The sequence below is a fragment of the Actinoalloteichus hymeniacidonis genome (genome assembly GCF_014203365.1).
Classification (GTDB): Bacteria; Actinomycetota; Actinomycetes; order Mycobacteriales; family Pseudonocardiaceae; genus Actinoalloteichus_A; species Actinoalloteichus_A hymeniacidonis.
Map to the genome: position 1 here is coordinate 5161541 of NZ_JACHIS010000001.1, position 21802 is coordinate 5183342.

19 protein-coding genes are annotated in these 21802 nt (G+C 68.5%); 14 read left to right on the forward strand and 5 right to left on the reverse strand.

All coding sequences use genetic code 11. The features are described 5' to 3' along the window. Positions 1–35: 35 nt before the first annotated feature. Together BKA25_RS21755 and BKA25_RS21760 are read left to right on the forward strand one after the other, a co-directional pair. Positions 36–1580, forward strand: coding sequence for a GMC family oxidoreductase (locus tag BKA25_RS21755; RefSeq protein WP_069847053.1), 1545 nt, complete (start codon positions 36–38; stop codon positions 1578–1580). Next, entirely contained in the window at positions 1577–3010 is a 1434-nt protein-coding gene (locus tag BKA25_RS21760) for an aldehyde dehydrogenase family protein (RefSeq protein ID WP_069847051.1), read from the forward strand. The genes BKA25_RS21755 and BKA25_RS21760 overlap by 4 nt, the downstream gene beginning before the upstream one ends. A 70-nt stretch (positions 3011–3080) precedes the next feature. Here BKA25_RS21760 and BKA25_RS21765 read toward each other — a convergent pair whose 3' ends face one another. The 3 genes from BKA25_RS21765 to BKA25_RS21775 are packed head-to-tail and all read right to left on the reverse strand — an operon-like array spanning position 3081 to position 5553. Continuing rightward, complete coding sequence (locus BKA25_RS21765) at positions 3081–4718, reverse strand: WXG100-like domain-containing protein (protein ID WP_069847049.1); 1638 nt, start codon at positions 4716–4718, stop codon at positions 3081–3083. Beyond that, entirely contained in the window at positions 4715–5038 is a 324-nt protein-coding gene (locus BKA25_RS21770; protein ID WP_069847047.1) for a WXG100 family type VII secretion target, read from the reverse strand. The genes BKA25_RS21765 and BKA25_RS21770 overlap by 4 nt, the downstream gene beginning before the upstream one ends. Then, the gene (locus BKA25_RS21775) at positions 5038–5553 is read right to left on the reverse strand and encodes a YbaB/EbfC family nucleoid-associated protein (protein WP_069847046.1); all 516 of its coding nucleotides are present in this window, start codon (positions 5551–5553) and stop codon (positions 5038–5040) included. The genes BKA25_RS21770 and BKA25_RS21775 overlap by 1 nt, the downstream gene beginning before the upstream one ends. Positions 5554–6009: 456 nt before the next feature. Here BKA25_RS21775 and BKA25_RS21780 point away from each other — a divergent pair, with 456 nt between their 5' ends. From BKA25_RS21780 to BKA25_RS21815, 8 genes are all read left to right on the forward strand, one after another. Next, entirely contained in the window at positions 6010–7032 is a 1023-nt protein-coding gene (locus BKA25_RS21780; protein WP_069847044.1) for a zinc-dependent alcohol dehydrogenase family protein, read from the forward strand. A 36-nt stretch (positions 7033–7068) separates the two neighbouring features. Beyond that, complete coding sequence (locus tag BKA25_RS21785) at positions 7069–7470, forward strand: (R)-mandelonitrile lyase (protein ID WP_069847042.1); 402 nt, start codon at positions 7069–7071, stop codon at positions 7468–7470. Between the two features lie 201 nt (positions 7471–7671). Next, positions 7672–8721 carry an NAD(P)-dependent alcohol dehydrogenase gene (locus tag BKA25_RS21790; protein WP_069847041.1) on the forward strand — a complete coding sequence of 350 codons (1050 nt, stop codon included), beginning with the start codon at positions 7672–7674 and terminating at the stop codon, positions 8719–8721. A 113-nt stretch (positions 8722–8834) separates the two neighbouring features. Continuing rightward, positions 8835–9731, forward strand: a complete 897-nt coding sequence (locus BKA25_RS21795) for a helix-turn-helix domain-containing protein (protein ID WP_236750496.1) — start codon at positions 8835–8837, stop codon at positions 9729–9731. Between the two features lie 92 nt (positions 9732–9823). Continuing rightward, positions 9824–11353 (forward strand): MFS transporter, encoded by a 1530-nt coding sequence (locus BKA25_RS21800; RefSeq protein ID WP_069847039.1) that lies wholly within the window; start codon positions 9824–9826, stop codon positions 11351–11353. A 38-nt stretch (positions 11354–11391) separates the two neighbouring features. Beyond that, positions 11392–11967 carry a TetR/AcrR family transcriptional regulator gene (locus BKA25_RS21805; protein ID WP_069847037.1) on the forward strand — a complete coding sequence of 192 codons (576 nt, stop codon included), beginning with the start codon at positions 11392–11394 and terminating at the stop codon, positions 11965–11967. A gap of 68 nt (positions 11968–12035) precedes the next feature. After that, positions 12036–13703: an alpha/beta hydrolase gene (locus tag BKA25_RS21810; RefSeq protein ID WP_236750494.1), complete on the forward strand. Its 1668-nt coding sequence runs from the start codon at positions 12036–12038 to the stop codon at positions 13701–13703. Positions 13704–14069: 366 nt separating this feature from the next. Beyond that, positions 14070–15452, forward strand: a complete 1383-nt coding sequence (locus tag BKA25_RS21815; protein WP_375791863.1) for a glycoside hydrolase family 10 protein — start codon at positions 14070–14072, stop codon at positions 15450–15452. Between the two features lie 155 nt (positions 15453–15607). On the opposite strand, the gene BKA25_RS21820 is transcribed toward BKA25_RS21815, so the two are convergent. Beyond that, positions 15608–16621: an NADP-dependent oxidoreductase gene (locus BKA25_RS21820; RefSeq protein ID WP_069847036.1), complete on the reverse strand. Its 1014-nt coding sequence runs from the start codon at positions 16619–16621 to the stop codon at positions 15608–15610. A 203-nt stretch (positions 16622–16824) separates the two neighbouring features. Between BKA25_RS21820 and BKA25_RS21825 the strand changes: the two genes are divergently transcribed. Continuing rightward, on the forward strand, positions 16825–17685 hold the full coding sequence (locus tag BKA25_RS21825; RefSeq protein WP_084642582.1) for a helix-turn-helix transcriptional regulator: 861 nt from the start codon (positions 16825–16827) through the stop codon (positions 17683–17685). Positions 17686–17735: 50 nt separating this feature from the next. On the opposite strand, the gene BKA25_RS21830 is transcribed toward BKA25_RS21825, so the two are convergent. Then, the gene (locus BKA25_RS21830; RefSeq protein WP_069847034.1) at positions 17736–18650 is read right to left on the reverse strand and encodes a LysR family transcriptional regulator; all 915 of its coding nucleotides are present in this window, start codon (positions 18648–18650) and stop codon (positions 17736–17738) included. Positions 18651–18766: 116 nt separating this feature from the next. Between BKA25_RS21830 and BKA25_RS21835 the strand changes: the two genes are divergently transcribed. From BKA25_RS21835 to BKA25_RS21845, 3 genes are all read left to right on the forward strand, one after another. Beyond that, the gene (locus tag BKA25_RS21835) at positions 18767–19213 is read left to right on the forward strand and encodes an ester cyclase (protein WP_069847032.1); all 447 of its coding nucleotides are present in this window, start codon (positions 18767–18769) and stop codon (positions 19211–19213) included. Positions 19214–19402: 189 nt separating this feature from the next. Further along, the gene (gene cmtR / locus BKA25_RS21840) at positions 19403–19801 is read left to right on the forward strand and encodes a Cd(II)/Pb(II)-sensing metalloregulatory transcriptional regulator CmtR (protein WP_069847030.1); all 399 of its coding nucleotides are present in this window, start codon (positions 19403–19405) and stop codon (positions 19799–19801) included. Beyond that, positions 19798–21789 (forward strand): heavy metal translocating P-type ATPase, encoded by a 1992-nt coding sequence (locus BKA25_RS21845; protein WP_084642580.1) that lies wholly within the window; start codon positions 19798–19800, stop codon positions 21787–21789. Before cmtR ends, BKA25_RS21845 begins: the two co-directional genes overlap by 4 nt. The last annotated feature ends 13 nt before the right edge of the window (positions 21790–21802 follow it).

Consider the following 21802-nt stretch of genomic DNA (forward strand, 5'->3'; position numbering starts at 1 on the left):
CAGCACCTACCCACCAACGAGGGGTGAGGAGCTCCATGTACGACACGATCATCATCGGCGCCGGATCCGCCGGGGCCGCGGTTGCGTCGCGGCTGACCGAGGACGAGCACCGACGCGTGCTGGTTCTCGAAGCGGGCTTGGACTACCGCTCCGCCGAGACCGGTCCAGAACTGCAGAGCGTCGAACCCGGCAAGATCAAGGTCGCCATCGAGTTCGCCGAGACCCATACCTTCCCGAAGCTCCTGGCGCGGAGATCCGCCGCGCAGTCCGCACTGCCCTATGTGCGAGGCAAGGGAGTCGGCGGCAGCTCCGCCATCAACGGCCTGTTCGCAATCCGGGGGGACGCCTCGGACTTCGATGGCTGGGCGGCACAGGGCTGCACCGGCTGGGGCTACCAGGATGTCCTGCCGCTGCTGAACAAGCTGGAGAACGATCAGGACTTCCCCGACGCCGAGTACCACGGCGCCGACGGCCCGATTCCCATCGTCCGACCCAAGCGGGAGAACTTCGCCACGGTCGAGACGGCCGTGGACCAGCTCACCCAGCGGCTCGGTCACCCATGGGCCCCGGACCACAACGCGCCCAACTCCACCGGCGTGTCTCCCTACGCCTACAACAGTTTCGGCACCAAGCGGGTCTCGACCAACGACGCCTACCTCGAACCGGCGCGGGATCGCGCGAATCTGACCGTCATCGGCAATGCGCTGGTCGACCGCGTTCTGTTCGTGGGCAACCGCGTGGTCGGGGTGCGGGCGATCGTCGACGGGGAGCCGACCGACTTCCACGCGGGCGAGGTCGTGTTGTCGGCGGGTGCCATCCACTCGCCCGCACTGTTGCAGCGCTCCGGCGTCGGCATCGCCTCGGAACTTCGGGAACTGGGCATCGAGCCCATCGCGGACCTGCCGGTCGGACGCAACCTGCAGGACCACCCTGGCATCGGCCTCGTGCTGGGCATGAACGAACCGCCGGACTTCGGCGATCAGCCGGAACGCGGCCAGCTGTGTCTGCGTTTCACCACCGGCATCGGCGACGAGGTCAACGACGTCATGCTCGCCACTCCGGGTGCGCTGGGCATCGGCGTCCCCGCCGCCGCGATCCTCGGCTGGGTGAACCGGATGAGCGGCACCGGCCGCGTCCAGCTGGCAGGCACCGACCCGACCCTGGATCCGACGGTCGACTTCGACATGCTGTCGCATCCGGATGATCTGCGACGGTTCCGCGCGCTGGTCGACGAGCTGCGCACCTTCGCAGCGCAGCCAGAATTGCAGAAGATCACCGTCGCGATGGGACTCGGCTCCGCCATGGCCGACCCCACCGAGTCGATGTCGGACTCCGAGTTCGTCGAGTTCGCCCTCGCCAATGTCCACGACACGGTGCACGCCGCAGGCAGCTGCCGGATGGGCTCGGCAAACGATCCGGCCACCGTGGTCGACCCGCAGGGCCGCGTGCTCGGCATCGAGGGCCTTCGGGTCGCCGACGCGAGCATCTTCCCGTGGGCGACTCGGGCGAACACCCACCTCACCTCGGTACTCGTCGGCGAGAAGATCGCCGACTCGATGCGAAACGGAAGTGTGGCATGAGTGAATCCGACGCAGGCAGCATCCGCGAGCTGATCGGCGGCACCGCCGGTATCCCGGCGGGCGAGCTGACCCAGGTTCTGACCGACCCCAACACCGGGGCGGCGCTGTATCCGCAGCGAGCGACGACTCCCGAGAACGTCGAGAAGGCGCTGGCCACGGCCTGGCGGGTACACACCGAGGGCGTGTGGGCGGAGCTGCCCAGGGCGGATCGCGCCGCCGCGCTACGCAGGCTGCAGGCCGAACTCACCGAGCGCGTCGACGAGCTGGCGAGGGCGGACAGCCTGGACAACGGCACCCCGACGACGTTCACCGCGATGTTCACCGGTGGGGTGATCGGTCTCTTAGAGCTGGCCGCGTCCCAGATCGAGGACGGGTTCGGGCACACCGAACAGGTCTCGGCGACCGCTGGGGTCTGCGATCAGTGGCGACTGCCCTGGGGCCCTGCCGCAGTGTTCCTGCCGTGGAACGCCCCCAGCTCCATGGCCATCATGAAGACCGCGAGTGCACTGGTCGCCGGTGCGCCGATCGTGATCAAGCCCTCCGAATGGGCACCACACTTCTCCGGGGCGTTCGCCGAGGCGGTGCAGGCCGCACTTCCCGAAGGCGTGGTACAGATCGTGCACGGCGACCGCACCGTGGGTCAGACCATCGTCGCCGATGAACGCATCGCCGCCGTCTCCTACACCGGCGGTGTCCAGGGCGGCCGCGCGGTGGCCCAGACCTGCGCCCGCGACTTCAAGCCGATCGACATGGAGCTCTCCGGCAACAACCCGGTCATCGCGCTGCCGGACGCCGATCCGACATCGGTCGCCGAACAGCTCGCACCGGGGATGGTGATGCTCAACGGACAGTTCTGCATCGGGCCGCGCAGGCTCATCGTCCCCGAATCCCAGATCGAGGCGTACCTCGAAGCGCTGGCGGCCGTGCTGTCGGCGGTGCCGATCGGCGCCACCGACGACCCGGCGGCGCAATTGGGTCCGCTCGCACACGAACAACAGCGCAACCGGATCGAGGAGCAGCTCGAGCAGTTCGCCGCCTTGGGCTGTGAGGTGCGTCGATACGGGAAGCTGCCCGGCCTGACCGGACACTTCTTCGCTCCGGCCGTGGTCCTCGCCGACCAGAGCGCGGATTTGAAGGACGAGATCTTCGGCCCGGTGATCCAGGTTCGGACCTACCGCGATGTCGATGAGGCGGTCACCATCGCCAACGACCACGCCTACGGTCTGAGCGGCTACGTCTTCGGGGCCGACCGCGACACCGCCCGCGCGGTGGGCAAGCGGCTGCGTTCCGGTGTCGTCACCATCAACTCGGTGCTGGGCGCCCCCGCGGACGTTCCCCGGGTGGGAAGCATGTGGGGGATCAGCGGCCTCGGCGAGATCGGGGTCGGCCACGGCCCGAACTTCTTCGGCGGGCTCCGGTTCGTCGGCTGAGCCAGGCACAGAAGCGCCCGCCGACCATATCCGGGTCGGCGGGCGCATTCGGTTCTCGAACTCCGATGAGTCAGAGGTCAGGCGGGTTCAGCCTGCCCTCGAAGTTACCGGTCTCCGCCTTGTTCTCCTCGCCCTCGTACGGGCTGTCCTCATTGGACTGCACCATGTGCGGCGGGTAGTCGGCCATGAAGTTCGCCACGTCCTCCCCGACGTCCTGCCAGCGGGCCGGTCCCTCGGTCTGTGGGTTACCCAGGCCATCCGACGGCGTGGGCCGCACCTCCGACGCCCACTCGGGCGCGCTGCTGTCGAAGCCGGGCGGAGTGGTCAGCGGCGGAGTGGGAGGCGGCGAGGTCTCCGTCTGCCAGGCGGAGGTACCGCCGTCGAGATCGTTGGGCATGGAGATGGGTTGTCCGCCGCCGGGTCTGATCTCCGATTCCCACGCCGGGCCGCTGTTCAGGACGTCGGAGTCGGACATGTTGCCGCCGCCACCCGATCGGTCGCCACCGCCGTTGCTGAAGTCGGAATCGATCGGCGGGGCGCCGTCCCACTCCACCCACGAGTTGGAGCCGTTGGACCCGCCACCCGGTCGGTCGCCACCGCCGTTGCTGAAGTCCGAGTCGATCGGCGGGGCGCCGTCCCACTCCACCCATGCGTTGGAGCCACCGGATCCACCACCCGACTGGTTGCCACTCGAGCTGTCGGGTCCTACCAGCGAGGTGACATCGGTGTCCAACGGCGGGGCCCCGTCCCACTCGGTCCACGCGTTGCCACCGGCGGCGTTATCCAGGTCGCCCTTGATGCCCTTGATGCCACCGCCCAGGCCGCCGATCGCGCCACCGACCGCACCCGAGATCAGCGACTGGTCCGTCTGGTCGTCGCCCTGGAACTCGTTGTTGAGCGAGGCGCCGATCACGCCGCCTGCTGCGCCGCCGCCGATGCCGGATCCGACGTTGATGCCGTAGGCACCCTTGCCGCCTGCGGCGAGGACGTCACCGAACTTGCCGCCGATGCCCTTGGTGACTCCACCGAAGACGCCACCGCCGATCGCGCCACCGAGGCCGCCTGCCACGCCGGAGAGCGCAGCGGCTCCGGTCTTGTCGGTGTCCCACTCGGTCCGGTGGCCCTCGGCGATCTGACCGACCTGGATCGCGGCGTCGACACCGAGGTTGATGCCGATGTTGAGGGCGAGCTGCATGGGCAGCTGCTTGATGATGCCGATGATCACCTGCTGCAGGATCGCCCACGCGGCGCGCAGAACGCCCTGCGTCGCGGCCTGCGCAATGGGAATCCCGGCCGTGCTGGCGCCGAAGGTGACCACGGCCAGTGCCAGCATCGCCGCGATCTGCGCGAACAGGATGACCAGCGCGGCGATGATGCTGCCCTTGGCGTACTCGATCTCCAGGGCGACGTTGTCGCAGGCCTCGCCGAGTTGCGCACACAGGTTCTGCAACTGCACGAGGGGCGCCTCGTCGCCGGTGGTGATGCCCTCGGCGTACTTCTGGAACGAATCGGCGGTCTCGCCGATCATCGTGCTCAGCGCGTCGGCGGCGGCGGCGTCGGTATCGCCGATGACGCCCTGCACCTCTTCGGCACAGGCCGTCCAGGCGTCGGCGAGGCGCCGAAGCGCGTCCTCGTCGCCCTCCGGGAAGTCGGCTCCCACAACGACCGACGCGAGGTCCTGCAAGCCCTGCGGCATCGTGAGAGTCATAGCCCGCCCCCGGCGCTCTTGATGTTGTCAGCGTTGGTCTCGTCGTCGGATTCCCACTGGTCGGCGGTCTTGTCCAGACCGTCCTTCGTCGCGGTGAGACCCTCGACCAGGTAATCGCGTCCCTTGTCCGCCTCCTCGGAGGCGGTGATGTAGTCGGGCTCGAAGTTCTTGCCCGTCTCGTCGGCTCCCCAGCAGCCATGCTCGGCGTCGCGCACCGTCTGAAGTGTCTCGAAGGCGGCGGTCAGCCGGTCGGCGGCTTCCACGAACTTCGGGGACCTGGTGCGTAACGCGCCCGGATCGCTCTCAAACCCGTCGGCCATCAGCGGTACCTCTCTTCCCAGCGGGACGCCAACTCGTCGTCCTCGTCATCGTCGTCATCGGAGCGACCGCGATCGTCGTCGTCGACGACGCCCGTGTCGGGGATGTCCGGAACCTTCGGCGTCAGATCCTTGAACGAGGGCGCGCCCTCGAAGAGATCCGGCATGTCCGGCAGGTCCGCGAGCATCGGCGCGAGGACCTCATCCGCCTGGGCGCGCGCGTTGCGGGCGGCCTGCTGGATGGTGTGGACGATGGCTTGCGAGAGCTTCACGGCGGTGGTGGACCGGAAGGCCGCCGGGTTGATCTGGAGGTCGGTGACGATGCCTGCGGAGTTAACCCGGACGTTGACCAGTCCGTCCCGCGACGTCGCCTCACCGGTAGCGGAGGCTGCGTGCTCCTGCACCTGTTTGAGCTGTTCGGCCTGCCTGCTCACGCCTGCTAACAGCGAGGTCATCTTCTCTCGCATGGCAGCGTTACGGGCTTCGAGTTCGAGTCGCTGGTTCGAGGGATTGGTCATATACCCAACTTGGAGTAAGGGGGGCGGATGTTATCGAACGCGTCGGCCATGGTCGTCTCCAAACCAGCCGGTCCCCACATTGGGGTACCCGATCGACTCGGGCACCCGACGCCCGACCGGTAAATCCGGGCGGAGGGACCGGAAGCAGTCCGCGTCTTGAGCTCTGGCGATCCTCAGTGAGACGCAGCCGCGACCGCAAGAGGAATCCGTGCAATTCACCAAGACTTTCGGGCAGAAGGACGCCAGGACGCTGCTGTTATGGGGCCTGCGGGCCGTCTCGTGTCAGATCGCCGTCAAGTCCGACGCGACCGAGCGGTCGACTCGTTCGCGTCCCGTCGTGATGGCTGTTCGGGGGTGAACGCGGGTACCCCACCGGCGCGAGCAGGTCTCGGATGCTCGGCGGCGACGGCGCGGCAGGCCGTTGCTCGGCCGGACTGAGCGAAGGAGCACGACATCATGCGCGGAGCTGTCATCCATGCCCCCGGGGACGTCCGTTTCGAGGAACGCGCCGACCCCGTCATCGAGGCGCCGACCGATGCGATCATCCGGCTGACGGCCACCTGCGTGTGCGGCTCGGATCTGTGGACCTACCGGGGCGTGGACCCGATCACCGCCCCGACGCCGATGGGCCACGAGTACATCGGGGTCGTCGAGGAGGTCGGGAGCGCGGTCGGCACGATCCGTCCCGGTCAGTTCGTCGTCGGCTCCTTCTTCGCCTCCGATGACACCTGCGAGATCTGCCGGGCCGGGTTTCACACGTCCTGTGTGCACCGGATACCCATCGGGTCGATCGGTTCCCAGGCCGAGTACCTCCGGGTCCCCCTCGCCGATGGCACCCTGGTGGCCACCCACGAGCTGCCCAGCGCCGATCTCCTGCCGAGTCTGCTGGCGGCCTCCGACGTGTTGGGCACCGGTTGGTACGGCGCCGTCGCCGCCGAGGTCCGCCCCGGTTCGACGGTGGTGGTCGTCGGTGACGGCGCGGTCGGGTTGCTGGGCGTGCTGGCCGCCAAGCAGCTGGGTGCGGAGCGGATCATCGCGATGAGCCGACACGAGTCCCGCGCGAGGTTGGCGAGGGAGTTCGGGGCCACCGATGTCGTGGCCGAACGCGGCGACGACGGCGTGCAGGCGGTCAAGGACCGCACCGACGGCTTGGGCGCGCACTCGGTCATCGAGGCGGTCGGCACCCAGGAGTCGATGATGCAGGCCATTCGCTCCGCCCGGCCCGGCGGCGCGGTCGGCTATGTCGGCGTCGCCCACGACGTCACCCTGCCGGGCGAGGAGCTGTTCTACTCCCACGTCCGGATCCTCGGCGGCCCCGCCCCGGTACGCCGCTTCCTTCCGGACCTTCTCGATCGGATCCAGGCCCGCGAGATCGACCCCGGCAAGGTCTTCGACCTCGAACTGCCCCTCGGCCAGGTCGCGGAGGGCTACCGCGCCATGGACGAGCGTCGATCGATCAAGGCACTGCTCTGGCCGTGACCTCGCGCCGGTCGCTCGATCTCGAAAGGAACGCATATGCGTCTCATCCCCGTCCAGGACGCGGCCAAGGCACCCGAGACCAACTTCACCGGCGACGTCCATCTCACCCCGATCAAGCAGGCGCAGCCGCCATCACGGCTGGTGGTGGCCCTGGTCCGCTTCACTCCGGGGGCTCGCACCAACTGGCACTCGCACGCCAACGGCCAGACGCTGCACGTCACCGAGGGAGTCGGGCTGGTCGTCAACCGCGACGGCCAGGTGATCCGGATGCGTGCGGGCGACACCGTCTGGACCCCGCCAGGTGAGGAGCACTGGCACGGCGGCACCGACAGCACCATGCTGTGTCACCTCGCGATGGTGGAGGGCACCGGGGACGGCGACGGCACCACGTGGCTGGAGGCCGTCACCGACGAGCAGTACGCCGACGCCCAGTTCTGACCGGGCCTTATTCCCGCGGGTCCGCAACGCTGAGGGGTCCTGACAGAACCTCCCCCGGCACGGCGATAGATGTTGAAGTGGATGACACAGGGCAGTCGCGCCGTGGAGCGCACCGCAGGCCGCGATCCGAGGCGGCCGCAGCGCCGATCCGGTGTCTGACCGCCCTGATCTTCGATGATCGTCATCAGGGAGTCATGCACTATGTCTCAAGCCCGTGCCTACACAGCCACCTCGGCGACCGCCCCGCTGGAGCCGGGAACGATCGAACGCCGCGCGGTGGGTCCGAACGACGTTCGGATCGACATCGTCTGGGCCGGTATCTGCCATTCCGACATCCACACCGTGCGCGGCGACTGGGGACCGGTGCCCTACCCGCTGACGGTGGGCCACGAGATCGCCGGGGTGGTCGCCGCCGTGGGCGACCAGGTGACGCGGTACCAGGTGGGCGACCGCGTCGGGGTCGGCTGCATGGTCGACTCGTGTCGCGAATGCTCGAACTGCCGTGCCGGGTTCGAGCAGTACTGCCGTAAGGGGATGGTGGACACCTACGGCGGCAACGACGGCAACGGCGGCGTCACCCAGGGTGGCTACTCCAGTGAGATCGTGGTGGACGAGAACTACGTTCTCCGGATCCCCGACTCGCTGCCCTTCGAGAAGACCGCGCCGCTGTTGTGCGCGGGGATCACCACCTTCTCGCCGCTGCGCCGCTGGGGCGCGGGCCCCGGCAAGCGGGTCGCCGTGGTCGGAATGGGTGGCCTCGGACACATCGCGGTCAAGATCGCGCACGCGATGGGCGCCGAGGTCACGGTCCTGTCGCAGAGCCTGAGCAAGCGCGAGGACGGCCTGCGGTTCGGCGCCGACCACTACTATGCAACCAGTGACCCGGCGACGTTCGAGCAGCTGGCGGGGTCCTTCGACCTGATCCTCAACACGGTCAGCGCCTCGATCGATCTCGACGCCTACTTGGAACTGCTCGCACTGGACGGCACCATCGTCAGTGTGGGCGCGCCTGCCGAGCCGGTGCCGGTGACCCTGTTCACGCTCTTCGACAACCGGCGTACGTTCGCGGGCTCGAAGATCGGTGGCATCCGCGAGACGCAGGAGATGCTCGACTTCTGCGCCGAGCACGGCATCGCCGCCGAGGTCGAGGTGATCCCCGCCGAGGGCATCAACGAGGCGTGGGAGCGCGTGCTGGCCTCGCAGGTCCGCTACCGGTACGTCATCGACATCGCCACGCTCGCCAACGCCTGAGCGAGAGGGCGGGCGCGGCGCCCGACGAACACGCACTAGGGCCGGTGGGGAGCGTCAGGCACATCGCCTTCGCTCCCCGCCGGCCGTGATCTTTCGCACGGAAGGGTGGTTCGGTGCACGACAAGCACGCGGTCCGGGATTTCCTCATGACCCGACGCGCCCGTCTTCGGCCCGCCCAGGTGGGCCTGCCCGACCTCGGTGATGCGCGACGTGTCCCCGGCCTGCGCCGCGAGGAGGTCGCCGTGCTCGCCGGGGTGAGCCTGGACTACTACACCCGACTGGAACGCGGGAACATCGCGGGCGCCTCGGACAGCGTGCTCGAAGCCGTCGCGGGCGCCCTGCTGTTGAACCAGACCGAGCGGACGCACCTGTTCGACCTGGCCCGCGCCGCCGCCTCGACCTCTCGGCGCCGGAAACCGACCCGTTCCCCGCACCACGTCCGGGGGTCCGTCCGGCGCATGATCGAGAGCATGGACACGGCCGCGGTCGTGCAGAACACGCGGCAGGACATCGTCGCCGCGAATGCGCTGGGTCGGGCCCTGTACGCGCCCATGTTCGACGCCGAGGACGAACCCAACACGGCGCGGTTCGCCTTCCTCGATCCGAGGGCGCAGAGCTTCTACGTGGACTGGGCGCAGGTGCGGCGCATGACGGCGGCGATGCTGCGCATGGAGGCGGGCCGGAATCCGCTGGATGCGGATCTGACCAGGCTGATCGGCGAGTTGTCCACCCGGAGCAGTGAGTTCCGCAAGGACTGGGCGGCCCACCATGTGCACGTGCACGAGACAGGCAAGAAGATCTTCTGCCATCCAGAGGTAGGCGAGATCGAGGTCGAGTTCGACGTCTTCGAGCTGGTGGGCGATCAGGGGCTTCGGCTGGCCACCTACGGCACCGAGCCAGGCACGCCGTCCGCCGATGCCTTCGCACTGCTGGCCTCGCTGACCATGACCGACCGGCAGGCCCGCACCCCGTCTCGGAGCAACATCCACGCATCGCACGAGGCCGATTAGCGCCACCGAGGCACACCCTCCCACTCGTCAGGTATTTGAACGATGGTACTAGTTGTACCATCGTTCAATTAGTCGATCCTGGGAGGAGACCGATGTCGGAGCTGGTCGCTAGGCGCGCGGGGATGCGCGAGTGGGCGGGCCTTGGCTTGTTAGCCCTGCCGACCGCACTGCTGGGCCTCGATGTCACGGTGCTGTACCTGGTACTGCCGAGCATGTCGGAGGCGCTGACCCCCTCGGCCACCCAGACCCTGTGGATCATGGACGCCTACGGATTCCTCATCGCGGGTTTCCTCATCACGATGGGCACGCTGGGCGATCGAGTCGGTAGACGTCGACTCCTCATGATCGGCATGGCTGCCTTCGCGGCGATCTCGATCTTCGCGGCCTTCGCGCCGAACGCCGAACTGCTTGTGCTGGCCCGCGCGCTGCTGGGCATCGCAGGCGCGACCCTGATGCCGTCGACCCTGTCGCTGATCTCGAACATGTTCCCCGATCCACGCAGTCGGGCGGTCGCGATCGGCGTCTGGGCCACGATGTTCGCCCTGGGCATGGCGGCCGGGCCGGTCGCGGGCGGCATGCTGGTCGACCGATTCTGGTGGGGCGCGGCATTCCTGCTCGCGGTGCCGGTCGCCGTAATCGTGCTGCTCGGCGCACGCACCCTACTGCCCGAGTACACCGCCCCCGACGCGGGCAGGCTGGACCCGGGCAGTGTCGTGCTGTCACTGCTGGCGATCCTGCCGGTGGTCTACGCGGTCAAGCACACCGCCGCCGACGGCCCCGACCTCGGTGCCGCGCTGTTGGTGGTGTTCGGGACGGCGGCGGGCTGGCTGTTCGTCCGCAGGCAGCGCAGCCTGGCCTCGCCGCTGTTGGACGTGACGCTGTTCGCCGACCGGGCTTTCTCCGCCGCACTGGCGGTGCTGCTGATCGGGCTGGTCGGAGTCGGCGGCACCATGTACCTGGTCACGCAGTACCTCCAGCTCGGGGAGGGGATGAGTCCGCTGACGGCCGGCCTGTGGATGGGGCCGCCCGCGCTGGCGATGTTCGCCGCCGCGGTCGGCGCACCGCTCATCGCGCGGCGGGTGCCACCCGGGCTGGTCATCGCCATCGCGCTGGGCCTCTCGGTTCTCGGCTACGCCCAGCTGACCTTCGTGGACACCGGGCAGGCGTCGAGCGTGGTCCTCGGCTTCGCGTTCGTCTACCTGGGACTCGGCGCCCTCGCCGCCTTGGGCACCGACATGGTGGTCGGCGCAGCCCCGGCGACGAAATCCGGTTCGGCGGCCGCGCTCTCGGAGACCGTCCAGGAACTCGGTGTCGCCATCGGCGTCGCCATCCTGGGCAGTCTCACCACCGCGGTCTACCGCGCGCGGATGGTCGTCCCCGCCGAGGTCGAGCCCGAGGTCGCGGATCGGATCACCGACAGCCTCTCCGGAGCACTCTCGGTGGCCGACCAGGTGCCTGCGGCCGTCCTGACCGATGCCGCGCAGGTCTTCACCAGCGGCGTGAATATCGCCTCGGCCGTGGCAGGCAGCGCGATCCTGGCGGCGACCGTGCTCTGTCTGGTGCTGCTGCGCCAGGTACGGCCCATCAGCGCCGATCACGGCGGTGCGTCGAGTCCGCACTGACCCGCTCGACTACCCTCACGCCTGACGGGGAGGCAGGCGTGCAGGGGGACGAGAAGGAGAACGTCGACGGGCGAAAGGCTCGTGGGAATCGGCGGCGCACCGAGATCATCGAGGCCACCCTCGCCGTCGTCACCCGGGACGGCGCAGCAGGCGTCACCCATCGCACCGTCGCCAAGCAGGCGGGCATCACCACCAGCCTGAGCACGTATTACTTCGCCACGCTCGACGACCTGCTTGTCGCGGCCCTGACCAGCGTCGTCGACATCTACACCGAACGCATCCGGCAGATCATCGACGATCCGGGCGACCGGCTGCGCGCGCTCGCCGAGCTGATCGTCGAATCCGGTGGGCCCGGCCGGGAACGGGCCCTGGTCGAACGAGAACTGTGCACGCTGGCCGCTCGTCGCCCGGCGCTGGCACCGGTCGCCCGGCGCTGGCGATCGGACATGGCCGAACTCGCGGCAACCCTCACCACCGACGAGGAGGCCATCGCCGAACTCGTCGCCGTCGCCGATGGACTGTGCACCGCGATCCTCATCGACAACATCCGTGCCGATACCGACTATGTACACGCGCTGCTGCTTCGCGCCCTGCGCCCCCACGACGCCGCATAGTTTGTTTCCCACCGATAGCCAGTGACGTCACGTCACATTTCCGCCATGTCGAATGTCATCGACGAGCCATGACACAGGTCCACTACCCGGTCGGCGCTGCGGCGGGTGAGATCGAAGGCATGTTGTCGACACGCGAAAGCAGAGACTCCCGAACCCGAAGCCGGGTGCTGCGGGCATCCGGAATAGCGGTCGCGCTGCTGGTCGTGGGCGCCTGCACCTCGGCCAACGAGGAGCCGGAGTCCGCGCAGGAGGCCACCCAGGAGATCGGCGAGAACGCACCGGCGCTCGCCCGGTTCTACGACCAGGACTTGGAATTCGGCTCCTGCGCGGACTACGCGGCCAATGAGACCGAAGAGATGATCTACGTCGACCCGTTCGAATGTGCTCGGTTGGAGGTGCCGTTGGACTATGCCGAGCCCGAGGGCGAGACCGCGCAGGTCGCCGTGCTGCGCATCGCGGCGAGCGGCGAGGACAAGATCGGCTCGCTGGTGACCAACCCCGGCGGTCCGGGCGGTACCGGACTGACCGGCGTGGTGGTGGCGTTCGCGGGTCTGAAGGACACACCGCTGCCCGAGAAGTTCGATTTCATCGGCTTCGATCCCCGTGGTGTCGGGGCCTCGACGCCGGCGATCGATTGCTTCACCGATGAGGAGCACGATCGCGGCGAGGATATGACCACCCTGCTGGGTGTCTCCGGCGAGTGGAGCGAGGAGGACACCCGAGGACTGGTGGAGCGTTGCGCCGAGAACTCGGGCGGCGAGGACGTCCTCGCCAGTGTCGGAACCCGCAACACGGCTCAGGACATGGATGTGTTGCGGGCGGCGCTCGGCGATGACCAGCTGACCTTCGCGGGCCAGAGCTACGGCACCCGGCTCGGCGCGGTCTACGGCGAGATGTTCCCGGACAAGGTCCGCGCCATGTCCCTCGACGGCGCGGCCGACCCGACGCTGGGCAGTGCCGAACGCAGGTTGACCCAGCAGGAGGGCTTCCAGGGCGCGTTCGACGAGATGGCCGCGTTCTGCGCCGAGGATGCCGAGTGTCCGCTGGGCACCGACCCCGAACAGGCCACCGAGGCCTTCCAGGACATCGTGCAACCCTTGCTGGACAACCCGGTTTCCACCGATAGCGGCCGGGAGTTGAGCTACAACCGCGCCACCGGCGGCGTCATCGCCGGGCTCTACACGGAGCAGCAGTGGCCCCGGATCATCGACGGTCTGGCCCAGGTCAAGAACGAGGGCCGAGGCGACGAACTCCTCGCCCTCTACGAGGAGTTCGGGGGCCGCAGTCCCGACGGGAAGTGGATCAACTTCTCCGAGGCCAACTACGCGATCAACTGTAATGACGAGGAGCGCCGCAGCCCCGAGGAGGAGGCCGAGCTGCGCGCCGAGGTGATGAGCGTGTCCCCGTTCATGCAGACCGGCGAGCCCACCGAGGGCGTCACGCGCGACGCCTGCGAGTTCTGGCCCGTGGAACCGTCGCTCGGCCTGCCTTACGCCCAGGACGTCGAAGGCCTGCCGGAGACGCTGGTCATCTCGATCACCGGTGACCCCTCCACCCCGTACGGCGCGGCCGAGAACCTCGCCGAATCCCTGGGCGGCACGGTGCTCACGGTCGAGGGCGAGCAGCACACCGTCGCCTTCAGCGGCGCCAACGCATGCGTGAACGAGGTCTTCGCCGACTACCTCATCGATCTGGAGATTCCTGCGGCAGACAAGACCTGCACGCTGGGCGAGTAGACGTCGTTACGCGAAAGAGGGCGGTGCGTGCTCCGCACCGCCCTCTTTCGCTTGCGCGCGCTCCGGAAGGCCCACCCCTTCGAAACCTTTCGATAGTCCTGCCCGAAGACGACGGCAACACGGCGTCCATTCTTCACGCTCGCACCGCGAAGGTGGCATCGATCTACGGCCGATACGCCAACGAGCCGAACGTGATTATCCAAGTTGAGCACCGCCCTTAGCGCGTTTGCCAACCCGGTGACCCGGTAGCCCGCCGCAGGCACGCTTTCCATTGACAGTTTCCGAAGTTATATCGAAACTTTAGGAACCATCGGGTGGGTGGGCGTCCATTTCGCCGCCGACCCGTCACTCTGCTCAAAGGAGAGCATGATGATCGGTTCGAGCCGCTTGACGCGGCCTGCGAGAGCCGCCACCTTCGCGGCGGCGCTGCTGATGCTCGTCGGCATGACCACGGTGTCGACCACAACCCACACCGCCTCGGCGGCCGACGCCCCGGGCGCGGCGACCACCTCCGATACCGCGCAGCTGCAGCAGGACACCCTAGCCGCGGCCGCAGAACGCACCGGTCGCTATTTCGGCGCGGCGGTGGCGGCGCACAAACTCTCGGACTCGACCTATGTCGGCATCCTCAATCGCGAGTTCAACTCGGTCACGGCCGAGAACGAGATGAAGATCGACGCACTGGAGCCCCAGCAGGGCCAGTTCACCTACGGCAACGCCGACCGGATCGTCAACCACGCGATCCAGCAGGGCAAGGACGTTCGTGGGCACACCCTGGCGTGGCATTCCCAGCAGCCGCAATGGATGCAGAACATGAGCGGCAGCGCACTGCGGCAGGCGATGCTGCATCACGTCACGCAGGTCGCGAGCTACTACCGAGGCAAGATCCACTCCTGGGACGTGGTGAACGAGGCCTTCGCCGACGGCAACTCCGGTGCGCGTCGAGACTCCAACCTGCAACGGACCGGCGACGACTGGATCGAGGCCGCCTTCCGCGCGGCGCGGGCCGCCGATCCGAACGCCAAGCTCTGCTACAACGACTACAACACCGACAACTGGCAGCACGCCAAGACCCAGGCCGTCTACCGCATGGTGCAGGACTTCAAGTCCCGGGGCGTCCCGATCGACTGTGTCGGCTTCCAGGCCCACTTCAACAGCGGTAACCCGGTGCCGAACAACTACCACACCACCCTGCAGAACTTCGCCGATCTCGGCGTCGACGTCCAGATCACCGAGCTGGACATCGAAGGCTCCGGTAACAGCCAGGCCGAGCAGTACCGGGGCGTGACCCAGGCCTGCCTCGCGGTGACCCGTTGCACCGGCATCACCGTGTGGGGCATCCGGGACAGCGACTCCTGGCGCGCCTCGGGCACTCCGCTGCTCTTCGACGACAACGGCGGGAAGAAGGCGGCCTACTACGGCGTCATGGAGGCGCTCGGCGGCGACGGCGGGACCAATCCGCCGGAGGAGCCCGGTCCGGGCGACTGCACCACCACCTACACCGCAGGTCAGCAGTGGAATGACCGCTTCAACGGCGAAGTGCGGGTCTCCGGCACCGACAACTGGATCGTCACCGTCACGATCGGCAGCCGTCAACAGGTGATCAACACCTGGAACGCCACCGTCAGCTGGGATTCCAGCGGCAGGGTGATGACGGCGCGACCCAACGGCAACGGCAATACCTTCGGACTCACCATCCTGCACGGCGGTGACTGGGCCTGGCCCAGTCTGAACTGTCGAACGGCCTGAGGACGGCGGTCACGGAAGGGCTGACCGAACGACGGTCGCGAAGTCGGGTCTGGTGGCGAATCCCCTCTCTTCGTCACCAGACCCGACGCCGTGGGGCGGTGCGTACCCGGTGTCGACCAAGATCGGCGACCGACCGTCGCCCCCGCGACCCTCGATCAGCCGTGGTCGAGCCGGACGAGCATCTTGCCGACGTTCCGGCCACGCATCATCGCCAGGAAGGCCTCGACGGTCTGATCGATGCCGTCGACGACGGTCTCCTCGGAGACCAGCGAGCCGTCGCCAAGCCAGCCTGCGGCCTTGGCCGCGTAGTCGGCCGCGAGATGCTCGTGGTCGATGACGTTCATCCCTCGCAGGTTGAGCCGGCTGTCGATGGCGACGCGAAGCGAGGACGGCCCGGGGATCGGTTCGGTGGCGTCGTAGACCGAGATGGCCCCCACCAGCGCGATCCGGCCCGCGATGTTCATGTTCAGGATGGCCGCGTCGAGGTGGTCGCCGCCGACGTTGTCGACGTAGACGTCGATCCCCTCGGGTGCTGCGGCCGCGAGCTGGCCGGTGAGATCGCCCTGCCGGTAGTCCAGTGCGGCATCGAAGCCGAAACGCTCGGTGACCAGGGCGGTCTTCGCGGGTCCACCCGCCGAACCGATGACCTTGGATGCGCCGAGTGTGCGGGCCAGCTGTCCGGCCACGGAGCCGACGCCGCCCGCAGCGGCGGAGACGAACACGACGTCGCCGTCCCGGACCGGCGCGACCTCGGTGAGGGCTGCCCAGGCGGTCAGGCCGGTGACGCCGAGCACGCTGAGATAAGCCTGCACCGGAACCGATTGCGGATCGACGATCCGAACCTCGGCCGCGTCCAGGAGCGCGTGCTCCCGCCAAGCCAGGAAATGGGTGACGGTCGACCCGACGGGAACGGCCGGGTCCGCAGAGGCCACGACTCGCCCCACCGCGTTGCCCGTCATGGTCTCGCCGAGCGCGAACGGGGCCATGAACGCCTTGTCCTCGCTCATCCGGCCGCGCATGTACGGATCGACCGAGATGTAGTCGTTGCGCACGATCACCTGGCCGGGGCCGGGATCGGGGACCGAGCTGGTGACGAGTGCGAAGTCCGATGGCACGGCCGCGCCGACCGGACGACGGATCAGGTGCCATTCGCGGCTGGAAAAAGGCATGACGAAACACTCCAAGGGCGGATGCTCAGGTCGGACGGGCACGGATCACGCCGGGGCCACTGACGCGGTGTGGTCCGCATCGACGCCTGCCGTTTCCGTTGCCACCCATCTCAATCGCGAGGACGGCCGCCAACCAGGGCCGCCCGCAACGGAGGGATTGGCAGTACCACCCTGGGAAGGGCGCAGGCGGCCATACTGGGTTCGTGGTCATCCAGGACAATCCGCTGGGCACGGCCCTGCGCCGCTGGCGGGATCGGGTCTCCCCGCTCGACGTGGGGCTACCCGTCGCCGGAAGACGCCGGGCCGCGGGCCTGCGCCGTGAAGAGCTCGCCACGCTCGCCGGACTGTCGGTGGACTACCTCGTGCGGTTGGAACAGGGTCGGGCCGTGCGGCCCTCCGAGCAGGTCGCCGGCGCGCTGGCTCGCGCGCTGCAATTGGAGACCTCGGAGCGGGATCACCTCTTCCGGCTGGCACACCTGCCGCTGCCGGGTCCCGAGCGGATCGCGACGCATATCCCGCCCAGCGTGCAACGATTGATCATCGCGCTGGCAGATCAGGCCTTGGCGGTGTTCGCCGCAGACTGGACGCTGATCAGCTGGACTCCGCTGTGGGGTGCACTCATCGGCAATCCCGAGCGGGAGCCCGCGCGCCGCTACAACCTGGTTCGCGACACCTTCATCCACGATGAGTCCTTCGGCTGTGTGCCGTTCACGACCGCCCGAGGCGATGCCGCCAAGGAGGCCGCGCTCGTCGCCGACCTCCGTGCCACGCAGGGCGCTTTCCCGAACGACCCTCGGCTGCACGCGCTCATCGAGGAGTGTCGCGCCCGCAGCGACCGATTCGCCGCGCTCTGGTCTCAGGACGCCACTGCTGGTGCGATGGGCCATGATCGGAAGACCTTCGCGCACCCCCTCGCGGGAGACATCACCCTCGACAGCGACATCCTCACCGTTCCGGGCTCCGACCTGCGGATCATCGCCTTCACCACCGCCGCCGGGACCCGAGCCGCCGCACAGCTCGACTTCCTCCGGGTGGGCGCGGTGCACACATCGTTTGCGCCGTAACGCATTTCGCTTGAGCCGCTGATCCGACCACCGCGCGCCCCGCTTCCCGTCTACCCCGGCCGGTTCCACGATCTGAGTTCCTCGCCCAGGGCATCGACCATCGCGACCGCAGCCGGACTGGGATCCGGCCCCGTCACGGCCCATGCCGCGCGGCCGAGTCCGGCGCCGTGATCGTGGACGGGAATCCAGCGAACGCCCTGAGGCATCGCCTGCGCCGCGAGGCCGGGCACGAGCGCGATCCCAAGGCCTGCGGCGACGAGCCCCAGTCGGGTGGACCAGTGGCGGGCAGCGAAGGCGATGATCGGCTCGGCGATGCCGGGCCAGGCGCCGAACTCGGGGGCTTCGCCCACCCGCGCGCCCACCACCCACGCCTGATCGACGAGCTCCTCCGGTGCGACGGATTCGCGGTGGGCGAAGGGATGCGCGTCGGCGACGGCCACCCCGACGCGGCGTCCATTGCGCAGCTCGGTGAGTTGCAGCCCGGTCAGGTCGTAGTCAGGCAGGTCATCGCCGGTTCCGAGGACCGCGACCTCCAGCCTTCCGCGACGCAAGGCGCTGAGCTGCGCGGGCGTCGACTCCTCCGCGAGCCGCACTCGGAGTCCCGGGTGGACCGTCGTCAGCCTCGCGATAGCGCGGGGCAACAGCACCGCAGCCGCCGTAGGGAAACCTCCGACCACCAGGCGCCCCGCGAGACGATCACGCATGCCCGCCAGCTCCTGGGTCGCCGCCGCGATGCCATCGAGCACCCGGTTCGCATGCCGGACCAATGCCACGCCGGCCGCAGTCGGGCGAACGCCCCGTGCGTGGCGCTCGAAGAGCGGAGTCTCCGCGATCTTCTCGGCGACCGCCACCTGCCGCGAGACGGCCGACTGGGTGTAGCCCAGTTTCTCAGCGGCCGCGCTGAAAGAGCCGGTTCGCGCGACCTCGACGACGACGCGCAGCCCGATGAGTGTCCAGTCCGCCACGACGGCAGCCTAACGAAAGGTATGCGTCTGGCGCATGGATCACACCGAAAACAGTCGCTTGTGTGATACCTCGGCCGACCGCAAGCTGGCGGGGACACCATTGCGAAGGGAACGGCATGACTCACAACTACCACCGAGACGAACTCGTCGCGCGCCTCGTCCGGGCAGGCGAACTCCTGGTCTCCGGCGAGAACCCGGAAGAGCTCGACTCGTACTTCGACACCGAGAACTTCGCTTTCCACGGCCCAGACGGTTTCGACACCGACCACACAGGGCTCACCGAGTACTTCCAGGCTCTGCGGTCCGCGCTCGACGACCGGAGCATCCGCCGAGGGATCGTCCTCGTGGAAGGCGGTCGGATCGCCTGTCAGACGTGGATCGATGGCACCTTCGTGCGTCCGTTCACTCACTCGCCCGCCGGACGCCTCGAACCCACCGGCGATCGCGTGGTGATGGACCTCATCAACATCTTCAGGTTCGACGACCGGGGCAGGCTGATCGAGGAGTTCGTCAGGTTCGACAATCGCAGTTTCCTACGCCAACTAGGCGCGGAGGGCGCGTAACGCCCAGCGTGAACGAACACTCGGCCGGAGAGACCATTCTCGGCGCGATACCCGACAGCTCCAGGCGTGTTCTGCGTTTCATTCCCGGGTGACGCGCCCATCGCCATGGCGACTCCGCACAGACGGGGCTGGCGGGCCTGCCACCAGGACCGCCGGCCAACTAGTCAGCATCTGCTGTATAGTCAGCACATGCTGACCATAGCTTCGCAGGTGGATGCGATGAATCGGTTGGGGCGGGCGATGGCCGACCCGACCAGGTCTCGAATCCTGTTGTCGCTGCTGGCCGGACCGGGATATCCGGCGCAGCTCGCCCGCGACCTGGAGTTGACCAGGACGAATGTGTCCAACCATCTGTCCTGCCTGCGCGGCTGCGGGATCGTGGTCGCCGAGGCCGAGGGGCGGCAGACCCGGTACGAGATCGCCGATCCGCATCTGACGCGGGCGTTGGAGGCGTTGGTGACCGTGGTGCTCGCCGTCGACGACGGCACGCCCTGCACCGAGCAGGACTGCACTGTGCCCCTGTGCTGCGGCTCCGGTGCGAGGACCGCGATAGCCGAGCCCGGGCCGGGCGACAGCCCGGGGAGATGACGAAACCGATGGACGCGTGTTGCGGCACCGAGCCGACCAGCAGCAACGATCACGAACCGGATCCTGTGCGGAAGGCCGTCGAACCGTGGTGGCGTGATCGTGCCCTGCTCTTACCCGTGTTCGCAGGCATCGCCTGGACAAGCGGTCTCGTCCTCGACTGGGCCGGTCTCTCGATCGCCGCGTTGACCGTCCATTCCCTCGGCCTGATCGCAGGCGCCTGGACCTTCGTTCCCGGTGCGCTACGCCTGTTGGTCACCGGTCGGGGACGTGGTCGGCTGGGCGTGAGCCTGCTGATGACCATCGCCGCGGCCGGAGCCGTCATCCTCGGGCATGTCGGGGAGGCCGCCGCGCTGGCCTTCCTATTCTCGATCGCCGAGACCCTCGAGGACCGGGCGATGGACCGGGCCCGACGCAGTCTCCGCGCGCTGTTGTCCCTGGTGCCCGAGACCGCTCGCGTGTCCCACCCGACGGGTGCGGAGACGGTGCCCGCCGAGCGAATCCGGGCCTCGGACGTCCTTCTCGTGGGCGCAGGCGAACGGGTGGCCACCGATGGCGTGATCACCAGCGGGCGTTCCTGGCTGGACACCGCCGCGATCACCGGTGAATCCATTCCCGTCGAGGTCGGTCCCGGCGACACGGTGTCGGCCGGATCGGTCAACGGTTCCGGCACGCTGCGGGTGACGGCGACCGCCGATGGGCGGGACAACTCGCTGACGCAGATCGTCCGGTTGGTCGAGCAGGCCCACGCGGCCAAGGGCGAGCGGGCGCGGTTGGCCGACCGCATCGCCCGACCACTGGTACCGGTCGTCCTGATCGCGGCAGCGCTGATCGCGGTATTCGGCTTCATCGTCGGCGATCCGGCGACGTGGAGCGAACGGGCACTGGTCGTCCTGGTCGCCGCCTCGCCGTGCGCGCTGGCGATCGCCGTGCCGGTGACGGTGATCTCGGCAATCGGCTCGGCCAGTGGATTCGGCGTGATCATCAAGTCCGGGGCCGCCTTCGAACAGCTCGGCACGATCCGTCGGGTGGCCTTCGACAAGACCGGCACGCTGACCCGCAATCGTCCCGAGGTGGTCGGCGTGCACACCGCAGCCGAACACACCGAGGACGAGGTACTCGCGATGGCGGCGGCGGTGGAGGCCACGAGCAACCATCCGTTGGGCCAAGCCGTGACGGCGGCGGCGACGCAGCGACTCGAGGCGACCGAGGTGCAGGAGCATCCCGGCCACGGCCTGACCGGTGTCGTGCGCGCGAGACGAGTCCGGGTGGGCAGTCCTCGCTGGATCGACCCGCAGGCGTTGAGCGAGGCTGCGGCTGCGATGGCAGGCGAGGGAATGAGCATCGTCGTCGTCGAGATCGACGAGCAGGTGGCCGGAGTGATCGGGGTGCGCGATCAGCTGCGGCCCGAAGCGCCCGAGGCCGTCGCCGCCCTGCACGGTCAGGGCATCGCCACGGTCATGCTGACCGGCGACAACACCCGGACGGCACAGGCGATCGCGGCGCAGGCCGGAATCGACGAGGTACGGGCCGAGCAGCTGCCGCCGGACAAAGCCGAGTACGTCCGCGATTCGGCTGCACGGACAGCGACGGCGATGATCGGCGACGGCATCAACGATGCGCCTGCGCTGGCATCGGCCATCGTCGGGATCGCGATGGGTGCCACCGGATCGGCGGCGGCAGTGGAATCCGCCGATGTCGCCTTCACCGGCACGGACCTGCGGCTGATCCCCGACGCACTCGCACACGCCCGTCGTGGGCGCCGCATCATGACCGGCAACATCGCACTGGCGTTGTCGATCATCGTGGTCCTGTTCCCCCTGGCGCTGTTCGGTGTGCTGGGGCTGGCCGCAGTCGTGTTGGTGCACGAGGTCGCCGAGGTAGTCGTGATCGTCAACGGTCTGCGAGCCGCTCGCATCCGACGTCCGGCCGTCCGCGCCTCCCCCGGTCCTACCTCGGCGGTGCCGGATGAGCGCAGCGAACTCGGATAGTCGCGCGCACTCC